The sequence below is a fragment of the Methylosinus sp. shoA genome, assembly GCF_059718125.1.
Genome location: NZ_AP046091.1, coordinates 1,508,071 through 1,520,603 on the forward strand (window position 1 = coordinate 1,508,071; position 12,533 = coordinate 1,520,603).

Below are 12,533 nucleotides of genomic sequence, written 5' to 3' on the forward strand. Positions count from 1 at the left end.
TCGCTCCTTATATGCTCGGCCTCGCACGCCGCGGATTCAAAATTCACGTTATGACTGCGGAAAAGCGCGGCCACGACGAGCTCGTTCGTCGTTACGGCTGCGCGTTCGCCGAGGCTGGCGTGAGTTGGACGCACGTCGCCTATGTCGGCGAGCCTCCCCTCGTCGGCCAAGCGATCACCTTGCTACGGATGTGGCGCGCGGCGAGCCGCGTCGCGCGAGCCGAACCTGTCCGCCTGACGCATTGCCGCTGCTTTCCCGCGTCGTTGATCGGCTGGAGCCTCAAGCGGTCCTTTCAGATCCGCTTCCTCTATGACTTCCGCGACTTTTTCATCGACGACATGCTCGCCAAGACGCGCGGCCCGAGGAGGGCGCTGGCGCGCCTCTTCAAGCAGCTCGAGGGTCCGATGATTCGCGCAGCCGACAAGATTGTTTGCCTGACGGAACGAGCCGTCCACATTCTCTCGAGTCGATATTTGAAGCATGATCTACAAGCAAAGGCTCGGTTCCAGATCGTTCCCTGCTGCGCCGACTTTTCGCATTTCGATCCTAACCGCGCCAGCGCGGCGGATATTGTGAATGCCCGAGAAAAGGCGCGACTACGCGAAGGCGACTTCGTCCTGCTCTATCTCGGGAGCCTTGGACCAGACTACCTCCTCGCGCCGATGATCGCGCTGTTCGCTCAGCTGCTAGAGATGCGCCCGAATGCGCGCTTTCTGTTTCTTTCCAACAACGGAAAAGAGCTGGTCGAAACCGCGTGCGCCAAGTTCGGCATTCGACCCGAACACGTGTCGTTCGTCACCGCGGATCGCGACGAGGTTCCAGCCTTTCTCTCGCTCGCGGACATGGCGGTCATTTTCATTCGCGCCGATCTCTCGAAGGCGGGATGCTCGCCGACCAAGCTCGCCGAGCTCTTCGCCTGTGGCGTTCCGATTATCGCCAACGCCGGCGTAGGGGACATGGATCTGATCATCGATCCCCAGAAGAACGGCTCCGTCCTGGTCACGGACTTCTCGGACACCGCCTTTCGCGCCGCGATCGCCGAGGTTCTCGCGCGCAAAGGAACGACGAATATTCGCGAAAACAGCCGCGCGTTCGATGTCACCGAAGGAATTTCCCGGTACGCCGCCGTTTATGTCCAGCTCATGGAGCAAGAGAGCGAGGAGCTCACATGCTGAAAGTGGTGATATTCAACGGCGGAAGAGGGGCGGCAACGCTTATTCCCGCATTGCTGGAGTGCCCCGGCCTCGACCTCACCTCGGTCGTGAACGCCTATGACGACGGCAAATCGACAGGTGAAATCAGACGCTTTTTCAGCATCCTCGGGCCTTCCGATATTCGCAAGGTGCAGGAGCTGATGCTGCCGCTCGGCGACCCGGACTTCGCCGCGAATCTGCGCGTTTTCGGCTATCGCTTTCCCATCGATTGCGCGCATGACGAGGCGGTCGCCGTCTTGAGCGCCTTCGCTGACGGTCGGAGCGACGATCTCACTGGCGCATGTTTCAAGAGCATAAAGATACGCTCGTCGCTACAGGATCTAGTCAAGGAGTTTTTGAGGGGCCTCGCATCGAGTGAGCGCGCGCTCGGCGCACCATTCCGATTTTCCGACTGTTCGATGATGAATTGCGTCTATGCTGGCGCTTTCCTCATGTTTCAGCGCGATATCGACGAAGCGACTCAATTCATCGATCGCTTGTTCGATCTACGTGGCACGGTGCTCTCGACGAGCAAGCAAGACAAGAAGCTTGTTGCTCTCCGCGAAAATGGCGAGATACTCTATAGCGAGGCAGAAATCGTCGAGATGCGCTCGAACGTACGGATCGAGAGTATCTATCTCCTCGATCATTATCTGGACAAGGAAAGGTTCGAGCGCTTAGACACGGCAGAAAAGAGGCGCGTTCTCGAGCGCCATCATCGGCCAGCACCCGTTTCAAATGCCGTCGAACGCGCACTACGACACGCAGATGTCATCATCTACTCGGCCGGCACACAGCACTCGTCTCTCTATCCGACCTATATGTCGACCGGATTGGCGCGCACGATCTCCAATAACACGACGGCTTTCAAAGCATTCGTCACAAATATCGGGGCCGATTACGAAACGCCACATTATGTCGCGTCTGACTATCTGCGCGGCGCCTTTCGCTATCTGACCAGCGCCGAAGCACAGCCTATTCCTATACAACAGCTCTTCGACGTGATCCTCGTGAACGAGAGCCGGTTAAAACAGAGCGAAACCTATGTGCATTATGACGAGACCGGATATTCCGGCGTTCCCGTGAGACGTGTCGTCGACGCGTTCGAGTCGGCATCAGCTCCCGGCAAGCACGACGGGAGCAAGGTCGTCGAGACGATCCTTGCCCTTTATGACGAAGCGCGCGCTGCGCAGCGTTGCTATGCCTGTGAATAGCATTGTAGGTTTGCGCGCTCTCCTGGCGGGTAAGCGCACGCTCATTTTCGATTTCGATGGCACGGTCGCGGACACGGCGCCGCTGCATGCTCAGGCCTTCCTGCAAACGCTCGCGCCCCTCGGGATCACGGTGAACTATCCATCCATCGCCGGGCTCAGAACGAACGATGCGATCGAACTTTGCCTGCAGGCGGCCGGCCTCTCTCCACAGGCCGTCGATCTGCCGGCGCTTATCGCCGAAAAGCAAGACCGCGCACGCAGGTCCATAGCACATGAGCTCCAACCAAAGCCGGGCGTCGACGCCTTTCTCGGATGGGCGCGGCCGCGCTTCCGCCTTGCAATGGTCACCTCCGGCTCGCGCGCGACGGTCGAGGCGGCTCTGGCGAAGCTCGGACACTTCGGCTGGTTTGATCCGCTCATTTGCGCTGAGGATGTGAGCCGCGCCAAACCCGCGCCGGACGGCTTTTTCGCGGCGCTCGACGCGACGCGATCGATGGCCGCGGACGCGCTGGTGTTCGAGGATTCGCCGGCTGGATTTCACGCGGCTGCCGCCGCCGGGCTGGCCTATGTCGATGTGACGAAGCTAGACTGGCGCGAAGCGCTCGAATGTTCGAGGCTCACCTATGGGAATTGATCCGCACGCCTTCAATTTCATCAAATTTCAATCAGCGCGCGCGCCCCTCGGGCGCGTTTTGACGGTAGGACGGCAATCGAACGACGTCGATTCGCGCTTTCTGTTCGAAAGGCTCGGCGTAGCTGTCGAGCCCTCGAAATATTGCGAACCGTCATTATTGGCGTTGGGCGCAAAGAGCGTCGACTCGGTCGATTGCTCAGACTACGAGGAGGCGACCCTGATCGCCGATCTCGGTCGGCCTCTTCAACTGGATAGGCGTTTCGACACGATCATCGATTCCGGCTCTCTGGAGCACATATATGATACGGCCACGGCGTTCAAAAACCTCATCGGACTTTGTGAAATCGGCGGCCGTATTCTCCATTTCCTTCCGGTGAACAATCTCAATGGACATGGATTTTGGCAGTTCTGCTCTGATCTCCTCTACAGCCTCTACAGCGAACGAAACGGATTTTGCGACGCGGAAGTCTATTACGCCTCATGTCTCGATCCGACGGCATGGTTCAAAATGCCCAGGGCTCGCCCGGGAGTTCGAGTCGAAGTCGTGTCGTTGGAGCCGCTCATTCTTCTGAGCGCGGCGCGCAAGGTTTGCGACAGAGATGATATCGACGTGAGCCAGCCGTTCTACGCGCCTATGTGGACCCACGAAGATGCATCGAAAGGGTCGCCGCGGGTTCGAGTGGAGCTCGCAGACGGATTGGCTCGGTTCCGACTGCGCCGCAAAAAATGGTGGACCCTGTTACGGAACATGCATCTGCTCATTGGATTGACAACGGGGAGCGGCCATTACGCGTTGAAGCGTCGATGCGAATGCAGAATCGATGTCGAAAGAGCGCTCACGGGTTCCGCGATATGAGAATTCTCGCCGCGATCGTGACGTTCAATCGGCGCTTGCTGCTCGCCCGATGCCTCGATCATCTGCAGAAGCAGACAAGGCAGCCGGATGTGATCGTCGTCATCAATAACTCGAGCAGCGACGGCACAGAAGAAATGCTGCGCGATCGCTGCGTCAAAGTGATCACGCAAGAGAATTCTGGCTCGGCTGGTGGATGGCGGCGTTGCATCCAATATGCGATGGACGAGCGCTTCGATGCGGTCTGGCTCATGGACGACGATGGCTTTCCACATGCGAATGCGCTAGAGGCGCTGGAGCGGGCGATGACCGGGAACATCTCCTGCGCATCATCTCTCGTCCTGCGCGAAGACCAGCCTACGCATTTGGTGTTTCCGATGCCGATGCTCGACTCGGCTGGGCAACCTGCGATATTTGCCGTTCCACGCAAGCTGCGGACCGTCGCCGCGCTCCGGGCTCGAACGCATGGTGGGACCTTTCCTTTCGCGCATCTGTTCAACGGTGCACTCTTGCGTGTCGAATCGGCGCGCCAAATTGGAAACGTCAATCCAGAATATTTCATCTATGGCGATGAGATCGACTACTTCTTTCGACTCCGCGCGGCTGGTGACGTCGTCTCGGTGCTCGACGCCGCGCATTTTCATCCAGATGTCGGGAAGCGGCCGTATTCGGCGTTCAAAGTATATTACTATACGAAAAATAGCTTGATCGTGAATGCGCGCTATTGCAATTTTGTCCTCGTTCGCCATCTGTCGATCGTGGTCGCGGTGCTCGCTAGAACCGCGCTTCGAAACGGCCCGCTCACCGCACTCTCCTTTCTCTTGGGTGCAAATGCGCCAATTTTCTATCGTGCGATCCTTCGTGGGTTGCGCGGCCAAATCGGAAAAGACTTCCTTGCCTGACGTGAGCGCCCTCATTGCGGCGGCTGGACGCGGTTCGCGCGCCGGACTGCCTTATCCGAAGACTCTGTTCGAAATTGGCGGAAAGCCGATTCTCGTTCGAATATTCGAGCAGCTCAAGGCGCATGATGCGCGTCCGACCGTCGTCGTCAGCCCGAGCGGCGAAGAGCCCATTCGGAAACGCCTCCTTCACGAAGGGCTCGACGCTCATCTCGTGACGCAGCACGAGCCACGCGGCATGGGCGATGCGGTGATGCGCTTCGTCGACTCGCCTGCGTACTACGCAGCTGATCATGTTCTCCTGATCTGGGGGGATGTGCCGTTCATCCGGACGTCGACAATCGCGACGATGGTTCTTGCGCACCGGGCAAGCGACAACGACTTTACTTTTGTGACGCGCGTCGTCGATCATCCTTATACAGTCGTAGCGCGCGACGACTGCGGACGCGTCTTAGGCGTCGTGGAGACCCGTGAGGATGGCAATGTTCCTCCTTCGCGCGGAGAAAGGGACGTAGGGCTCTTCATCTTTCGTAAGCACGCCGTCCTCGACATGCTGGCGCGCGACTTTCCGGATAAATGGGGTAGGTCGACCGGCGAGCATGGCTTCCTCTATATCATTCGTCATCTCGTCGAGAGCGGTCTGAAAGTGGAGGCGCTTCCGATCGCCGACGATACAGAGATCGTGTCGCTCAATCGATTGCAGGATCTGGAGCGCTTCGTTTGAGCGGTGGTCCTGTGATGGAAACCGGAGGAGCGATGAGGAATGCATGCAAGCGCTCGTTGTTTGCTCTTCTCGCCGCGAGTGGCGTCAATGCGATATACGCCGCGGCGCATCGCGGCCGCGTGAAAACGATTATCTACCATAACGTGTTGCCACAAACGGACGCCTTTCCGTTCGCGCTTTCACCTATTGCTTTCGAGAGACAGCTCGTCGCAATCAAGCGGTTCTACAATCCGGTCTCGCTTACTCAGTCTGGAGAGATTGTCGGATCGAGGCGCGATCGTATCAATGTTTTGCTGACGTTCGACGATGGGTTTGTCAATAATTACGAGTTCGCGTTCCCGCTGCTCATCAAGCATGGCATGAAGGCTACATTTTTCGTTATCGGCGATTGCGTCGAACGAGGCGCTCGGCCGGGCCTCGCTGATCGCTACGCGAAGAGAGCCTCGTCAATAGGGATCGATCGGCAAAAGCATATCTATCGTACGATCGACGTCGCGCAGATACGACAGATGGCGGCTGCCGGGATGAGCTTTGGGTCGCATAGCGCCAACCATGACGACTTCTCAGTCTTGTCTTTCAGAGAAGGACTCGAACAGGCGGTGGCCGCCAATGACCGCCTGGCTGAAATGCTGAAGATGGAGATGAAGATGTTCGCTTTTCCCTGGGGTCGTCATCATCCCGGACAGCCGGAGGCTTTGGCGCGGACATTCAAAAGGGTCTTTACGACGAGCTTCGGCTTCAACACTCCGATCGACAGGATCATGCACCGCAACGAAGCGATCGACTCGTTGCATCTCCGAGCGGCAATGTCTGGATCGCTCGATCTCCTGCGCCGAATGCGGTCTTCGCTTTTGCCGATGCGCGGTTGAGGCGCTTCGTACGCTCGCGGCATCGCGCGTGGGATTTACGGAAGTGCTCAGATAGGCATCGGCGGCCCGATGATGCGAGCAATGGGTTTTCCGATCGAATGGAATCGTTCGATCGATCTGAATGTGCTCCTTAGAAAGAACGCTAGAGCGCTACGCGAGCTAATCGGATCGGACAGCGCTCTAGGCATCGATGGAAACGCCCCGTGAACAGACCTCTCATCACGACTTTGCTGCATAGCCTCGTCCCACTCGGTGGGGTCGAAAGTGTTCGCTTGAGATTAGATCGCTATTTCGTGCAGGCAGGATTTGGGGTCGACTTGCTTCTCGTTGACGAGCGCAACGATGTCGCGGCGATCGTGCCGGAAGGCGTGCGCGTCATCAATTTGAATGCACGAAGGCTACGTAGCTCGATTGGGCCGCTCGTGCGCTATTTGAAGGAAGAGAAACCGGACGCCTTCCAGGCCTCCATGTGGCCGCTCACGTCCATCGGCATTCTGGCGCATCGCCTCGCGGGCTCAAAGGCGCGCATGATCGTCTCCGATCACAATATGCTGTCGATCCAATACAGCGGCTCTGGCTTTCTGCATAGGCTGGCTTTGAAGGCCAGCATTGCCGCCTCCTATCAGCGGGCCGACGCGTGCATCGGCCCTTCTCGGGGGGTCGTAGACGATGTCGCCCGGCTTGCCGGCTTGCCGCGGGCGTGCTTCGAGGTCATTCATAATCCGCTGGCGCTCGCGCTCGACCAGACGCCCGACACAGGCGTCGCGGAAGCCGCCTGGGGAGGCTGGGAGGGTCCGCGCATACTCAACGTCGGACGGTTCAAATCACAAAAAAACCACGCGCTCCTCATCCGCTCGTTTAAACGACTGCTTGCTGTGCGCGACGCGCGGCTGATGATCGTCGGGACAGGCCAATTGCTCGACGAGACGCGCACCGTCGCTTCGGTAGAAGGGATAGCGGACAAGGTGCTCACGCCTGGTGACGTGACTGACCCGAGACCCTATTACCAGTCGGCCGATCTCTTCGTGCTCTCGTCCGATTACGAAGGATTTTGTAATGTGATCGTCGAGGCTCTAGCCTTTGGTCTGCCGGTCGTGTCAACAGACTGTCCGAGCGGCCCGAGCGAAGTTCTCGACAATGGACGCTATGGCCGGCTCGTGCCGGTCGGGGACGCCGGGGCGCTGGCGATGTCGATGGTGGAGGCGCTCGACACCGAACATGATCACGACGCGCTGCGACGGCGTGCGAGTTGCTTTGGTGTCGAACGAATTGGCGAGCAATATTTACGGCTCGCGAAGCTGCAGAATGCCGCGGGCCTCGCTTGTGGCGAAGTCTGACGCCATGTGCGGACTCGCGGGGGCCTGGAGCATCGATCGGCGCGGCGACAGCTGCGCGAATGTCGAGGCGATGATCGCGACATTACGCCATCGCGGCCCGGACGGCGACGGCGTTTGGAGCGACGCGGCGGCCGGCTTCGCTATCGGTCATCGGCGTCTGGCCATTTTAGACCTTTCCGAACGCGGCGCCCAACCGATGCGTTCTCCATGCGGCCGATATGTGATCGCGTTCAACGGCGAAATCTACAACCATCGTGCATTGCGGGCGGAGCTCGAGGAGGCCGAGGCTGCGCCTCGGTGGAGGGGAACCTCGGACACGGAGACTTTGCTGGCCGGTATCGTGCATTGGGGCTTGACGCGCACGCTCGAAAAATCCGTCGGTATGTTCGCGATCGCACTTTGGGAGACCCGCGCGCACCGTCTTACGCTCGCGCGCGATCGATTTGGGGAAAAGCCGCTCTATTTCGGCTGGATCGGTGGCGGCGGCGAACGTGCTTTTGTTTTCGGATCGGAGCTAAAAGCGCTCCGCGCTCATCCGGGCTTCGCCAATTCGATAGACCGTGGCGCGCTTTCCTTGTTCTTGCGCTATTCTTACGTGCCGGCGCCCTATTCGATCTATCAAAACGTTTTCAAGCTCGAACCCGGCATGACGTTCTCGGTCGATGCAGAGGCCCTCGTACGCCGCGAGCCTACATCGGCCATCTACTACTGCATCTCCGATGTAGCGCGGGCAGGCATGAGCGCCCCGATATGCGACGAAAGAGAAGGGCTGGAGCGACTGGAGAGCGCGCTTCGCGAGGCGGTGGCGCTACAGATGAATGCCGACGTTCCGGTCGGGGCTTTTCTTTCGGGAGGGATCGATTCGTCGATCATCGTAGCGCTCGCGCAGGAACAATCGCCCCGGCCGATCGAGACGTTCACTGTCGGCTTCGATGAAGCCCAGTTCGACGAAGCCCCGCACGCTGCGGCGGTAGCGCAACGCCTAGGAACACGACATAGCGAGATCCGAGTGTCGTCCGCGCGCATGCGCGAGGTCATTCCGAGGTTGCCGACGAGCTACGACGAACCTTTCGGCGACAGTTCCCAGATCGCGATGAGCGTCATCTGCGCCGTCGCTCGAATGTCGGTCAGCGTGGCGCTGTCCGGCGATGGCGGCGACGAATTGCTGGGAGGCTACAACCGCTATGTCTGGGGTCCACGGTTCTGGCGTGACGTCGGCTGGGCGCCGGTATGGGGACGCCGCGCCCTCGCCGCTGCGCTGTGCGCGGTTCCGGTCGAGGGATGGAATCGGATCGGTGGGCTGCCGTTGCTCGACCGACGCTTTTCCATGCTCGGGCAAAAGGCTCATAAGCTCGCGTCGCCACTCGCCACCGCCTCGAGCATTATGGACCTCTATCGGGCTGTCGTGTCGCAGTGGAATGCGGAATCGGTTCCGGTGCTCGATGCGCCGTCAATGCCGACGAAGCTCGACGCCATGGCGATCGCCGAAATCGGTGGCGAAGCCGCAGATCGCATGATGCTGCTCGACACGGCGACCTATCTCCCAGACGACATATTGACCAAGGTCGATCGTGCGGCGATGGCGGTCGGCCTCGAAACGCGCATTCCCTTCCTCGATCATCGAGTTATGGAAGTGGCGTGGCGCCTGCCTCTATCCGCCAAGATACGCGGCCAGCAGGGAAAATGGGCGTTACGTCAATTGCTCTACCGTCGCTTGCCACCAGAGCTCGTCGAACGCCCCAAGGCGGGCTTCGCCGTTCCGCTTGCGCAATGGCTACGCGGGCCTCTGCGCGACTGGGCCGAGCCTTTGGTCGCCGATGCGCGTCTGCGCGGCGACGGCTTTCTCGACGCCGAGAGTGTGCGCACGCTGTGGCGCGAACACCTTGCCGGGCGGCGTGACTGGTCGGGGCGCCTGTGGAACATCGTGATGTTTCAGGCGTGGTTGGACGAGCAATGAGGTGGTCTGTGCAGGATCGGGACGGTGCGCGATCGCGCGCTACGGCAATCCGAAGGCCGTGTCCAATCTGCGGCGGTGGAGCCGCGTCTGTCGCCTTTCCATACGCGGTGCGCTTCAACGAGGCGACGTTCGACTATGTTGCCTGCGGCGCCTGCGGGAGCGTGTTCGTCGACCCCGTTCCCGACGAACGCACGTTCGAGTATATCTACGCCAAATCCTCTTATCACGATCTTCATTACGCCGGTCGCCCAGTCGAGCGCTATGTCGCCTCGGCGCGCCTCTTACGGCAATTTCTTCCCGAGCGAGCGACGGTTCTCGACTATGGCTGCGGTCTTGGAGCATTCCTCGATGCGCTCGCGGCTGAAGGTCTTACGCCGACCGGCGTCGAGTTCGACGAAGATGCGGTCGCTTCCGCAGCTTCCAAAACCGGCTACAGCGTTTATTCTACGGCGCAGTTTCGTGCGGCGCGCAATGGCTTTGTCTACGACGCCATTCACCTCGGCGATGTGCTCGAGCATCTCCCGCACCCGGCGTTGACGCTGATGGATCTCCTTCGACATGTCAGGCCGGGTGGGTTGCTGTTCGCAGAAGGGCCGCTGGAAAACAATCCAAGCCCTGTATATTGGTCGGCAAAGCTTTTCGGTGCGGTCAAGCGGCGCTTCGTCCCGCATCAGATCGGCTCCGGCAAGCCAACGCATCTCTTTCGCATCGACGCGGAACGCCAGCTGGCATTTTTCTTCCGCGTTCAACCGTGCCTGCAACGGATCCACTGGCAGGTCGAAGAATCGGGTTGGCCTTATGCTGATGGCGGCGCCGTGAAGCGCGCAGTCGCCGCCACTGCACGCGCTCTCGGCGGCAGACGCATATTCGGTGCGACCTTCGGCAATCGCTTTCGCGCGGTCTTTCGACTGCCGTAGGACGAGGCCAACGATAGCGGCTGTGGCCTGTAACGTCTCGAACCTTCGACGGCTGCGCCACTTCATCGACAGGAGCCTAGTATGACGATGACGAGGAGCGAGCATCGCGGTGTCGGGGAAGATCGAAATCTAGATCCGGCGACAGTCGCGTCCTTCAGTGACGAGTGGTCGAGGTTTGATCAATCGGCTTTGTCGCAGGACGAGTTGAGCCGCCTATTCGACTGCTATTTTCGGATATTTCCTTGGCGCGCGATTCCTGCCGACGCCGTAGGCTTCGACATGGGCTGCGGATCCGGACGCTGGGCAAAGTTGGTGGCGCCGCGCGTCGGCAGCCTGACCTGCATCGACGCATCCGCCGAGGCGCTCGCGGTCGCGCGCGAGGCGCTCGCGTCAGATGACAATGTACGATTCATGCACGCATCCGTCGACGACGTCGCTCTTGCGAACGGAAGTCAGGATTTCGGATATTCGCTCGGCGTTCTACACCACCTTCCAGATACGGAGTCCGCGCTACGGGCCTGCGTCGCGCTTCTCAAGCCGGGCGCGCCGTTTTTGCTGTATCTCTATTACCGCTTCGACAACCGGCCGCTCTGGTTCAGGGTGCTGTGGCGCGCGAGCGAGATGCTGCGTCAGGTCGTCTGCCGGTTGCCTCCGCGTGCAAAAGGTCTAGTTACCGACGCCCTCGCGCTGATCGTCTATCTGCCACTCGCCCGCTTTGCCGGCCTCTGCCGGTGGCTAGGTGTCGACACGCGCAATTTTCCTCTTCGATTCTACTCCGACGCGAGCTTCTACACGATGCGCACGGATAGCCGCGACCGCTTCGGCACGCCGATCGAAAGCCGGTTCACCCGTCACGAAATAAGGGCGATGATGGAACGTTCTGGATGTTGTGATATCGCCTTTTCCGACTCGGCTCCGTTCTGGTGCGCGGTTGGGATCAAAGCGCCATGACCGAACCAAAGCTCAAGCCGCTCGACGTCGCGCCGCTGACCGCGCGCAAATACGAGCATCTCGCTTTTTCGAGCGACTCGCCTCAGCGGAAATATTTCGGTTGGAAGAATGTGGTCGTCGAGGACGGGCTGCAGATTATCGCGCAGCAGCGCGGATCGATTCGGCGTTGCATGATTCTCGCCGCTGGGGTCGCCGACGAACGAATCGAGCAAAAGCTCGCACTCTTGAGATTGCCCAACGCGACGACAGAACTCATCCTCCATGATTTTTGCGACGCCGGACAGGAATCGCGGCGGATCGTCGGCCGGGCGTGGCGGCGGGTGAAGGACTGCGAGCGTATGCTCAACATCGCGACCTTCGTCTTCGATCTTACCTACGACGATGAAGCTCTGAAGGCCGCGATGAGCGCCGACTATCGTCGCAAATTGCGCAGAGCCCACGAAGCCGGCGTTCGCGTTCTCGTTGAAAATGATCCCTCTCCGGAAAGTTTCGCGGGCTTCATGAAGAGTTTCACGAACATGGCGCGGGAGAGAGCGTTGACACGGCCGGGGGACGACGTCGTCCGTAAAATGTTCGACAACGGCGATCTGGTGCTGTTTCGCGCCGTCAATGGCGAAAGGACACGTGCGGTCGCCAGCGTCTACCGCGCGGACCATAGAGCGATTTTCATGATTGGCGTCGGCGGCGACAGGGGCAACGACGGAGCGGGTCAGATGCTGCATTTTGAAATTATGCGTGAGCTGCGATCGCGCGGCGTGCGCTGGTATGATTTCGGTGGCGCGCCTTCGAGTGTAGACGACGGCATTTATCGCTTCAAGAAAGGCTTTGGCGGACGCTTCGTATCACTCGGCTGCGAGTATTTGTTGCGTCCGCCCCTCGTCGGCGCGGTGATCGGCGTGAGAACCCATTATCGGGCCGCCACGAAGCAACTCGAAATGTTTACGAGGCGGCGCCTTTCGTCCTCGCATTGAACCCATCATAGAAC

12 protein-coding genes are annotated in these 12,533 nt (G+C 59.7%); all 12 read left to right on the forward strand.

Going from position 1 to position 12,533, the window contains the following annotated elements; genetic code table 11:
• Window positions 1-11 precede the first annotated feature (11 nt).
• The 12 genes from AC6IW9_RS06835 to AC6IW9_RS06890 all read left to right on the forward strand — a co-directional run bounded on the left by AC6IW9_RS06835 (window position 12) and on the right by AC6IW9_RS06890 (window position 12,519).
• Window positions 12-1,175: a glycosyltransferase gene (locus AC6IW9_RS06835; protein ID WP_497772458.1), complete on the forward strand. Its 1,164-nt coding sequence runs from the start codon at window positions 12-14 to the stop codon at window positions 1,173-1,175.
• A complete protein-coding gene (locus AC6IW9_RS06840; RefSeq protein ID WP_497770616.1) occupies window positions 1,169-2,407 on the forward strand; it encodes a 2-phospho-L-lactate transferase CofD family protein in 1,239 nt (412 codons plus the stop codon). The genes AC6IW9_RS06835 and AC6IW9_RS06840 overlap by 7 nt, the downstream gene beginning before the upstream one ends.
• A 10-nt stretch (window positions 2,408-2,417) precedes the next feature.
• Entirely contained in the window at window positions 2,418-3,041 is a 624-nt protein-coding gene (locus tag AC6IW9_RS06845) for an HAD family hydrolase (RefSeq protein ID WP_497770618.1), read from the forward strand.
• Window positions 3,031-3,897, forward strand: a complete 867-nt coding sequence (locus AC6IW9_RS06850) for a class I SAM-dependent methyltransferase (RefSeq protein ID WP_497770621.1) — start codon at window positions 3,031-3,033, stop codon at window positions 3,895-3,897. Before AC6IW9_RS06845 ends, AC6IW9_RS06850 begins: the two co-directional genes overlap by 11 nt.
• Window positions 3,894-4,796, forward strand: coding sequence for a glycosyltransferase (locus tag AC6IW9_RS06855; RefSeq protein WP_497770624.1), 903 nt, complete (start codon window positions 3,894-3,896; stop codon window positions 4,794-4,796). The genes AC6IW9_RS06850 and AC6IW9_RS06855 overlap by 4 nt, the downstream gene beginning before the upstream one ends.
• On the forward strand, window positions 4,726-5,517 hold the full coding sequence (locus AC6IW9_RS06860) for an NTP transferase domain-containing protein (RefSeq protein WP_497772459.1): 792 nt from the start codon (window positions 4,726-4,728) through the stop codon (window positions 5,515-5,517). Before AC6IW9_RS06855 ends, AC6IW9_RS06860 begins: the two co-directional genes overlap by 71 nt.
• Window positions 5,514-6,386 carry a polysaccharide deacetylase family protein gene (locus AC6IW9_RS06865; RefSeq protein ID WP_497770626.1) on the forward strand — a complete coding sequence of 291 codons (873 nt, stop codon included), beginning with the start codon at window positions 5,514-5,516 and terminating at the stop codon, window positions 6,384-6,386. The genes AC6IW9_RS06860 and AC6IW9_RS06865 overlap by 4 nt, the downstream gene beginning before the upstream one ends.
• A gap of 227 nt (window positions 6,387-6,613) precedes the next feature.
• Complete coding sequence (locus AC6IW9_RS06870) at window positions 6,614-7,723, forward strand: glycosyltransferase (RefSeq protein WP_497770629.1); 1,110 nt, start codon at window positions 6,614-6,616, stop codon at window positions 7,721-7,723.
• A gap of 4 nt (window positions 7,724-7,727) precedes the next feature.
• The gene (gene asnB / locus AC6IW9_RS06875; RefSeq protein ID WP_497770632.1) at window positions 7,728-9,680 is read left to right on the forward strand and encodes an asparagine synthase (glutamine-hydrolyzing); all 1,953 of its coding nucleotides are present in this window, start codon (window positions 7,728-7,730) and stop codon (window positions 9,678-9,680) included.
• Window positions 9,681-9,787: 107 nt separating this feature from the next.
• Window positions 9,788-10,597 (forward strand): class I SAM-dependent methyltransferase, encoded by an 810-nt coding sequence (locus AC6IW9_RS06880; RefSeq protein ID WP_497770635.1) that lies wholly within the window; start codon window positions 9,788-9,790, stop codon window positions 10,595-10,597.
• 81 nt (window positions 10,598-10,678) lie between these two features.
• The gene (locus AC6IW9_RS06885) at window positions 10,679-11,548 is read left to right on the forward strand and encodes a class I SAM-dependent methyltransferase (protein ID WP_497770637.1); all 870 of its coding nucleotides are present in this window, start codon (window positions 10,679-10,681) and stop codon (window positions 11,546-11,548) included.
• A gap of 110 nt (window positions 11,549-11,658) precedes the next feature.
• Window positions 11,659-12,519, forward strand: coding sequence for a GNAT family N-acetyltransferase (locus AC6IW9_RS06890; protein WP_497770640.1), 861 nt, complete (start codon window positions 11,659-11,661; stop codon window positions 12,517-12,519).
• The last annotated feature ends 14 nt before the right edge of the window (window positions 12,520-12,533 follow it).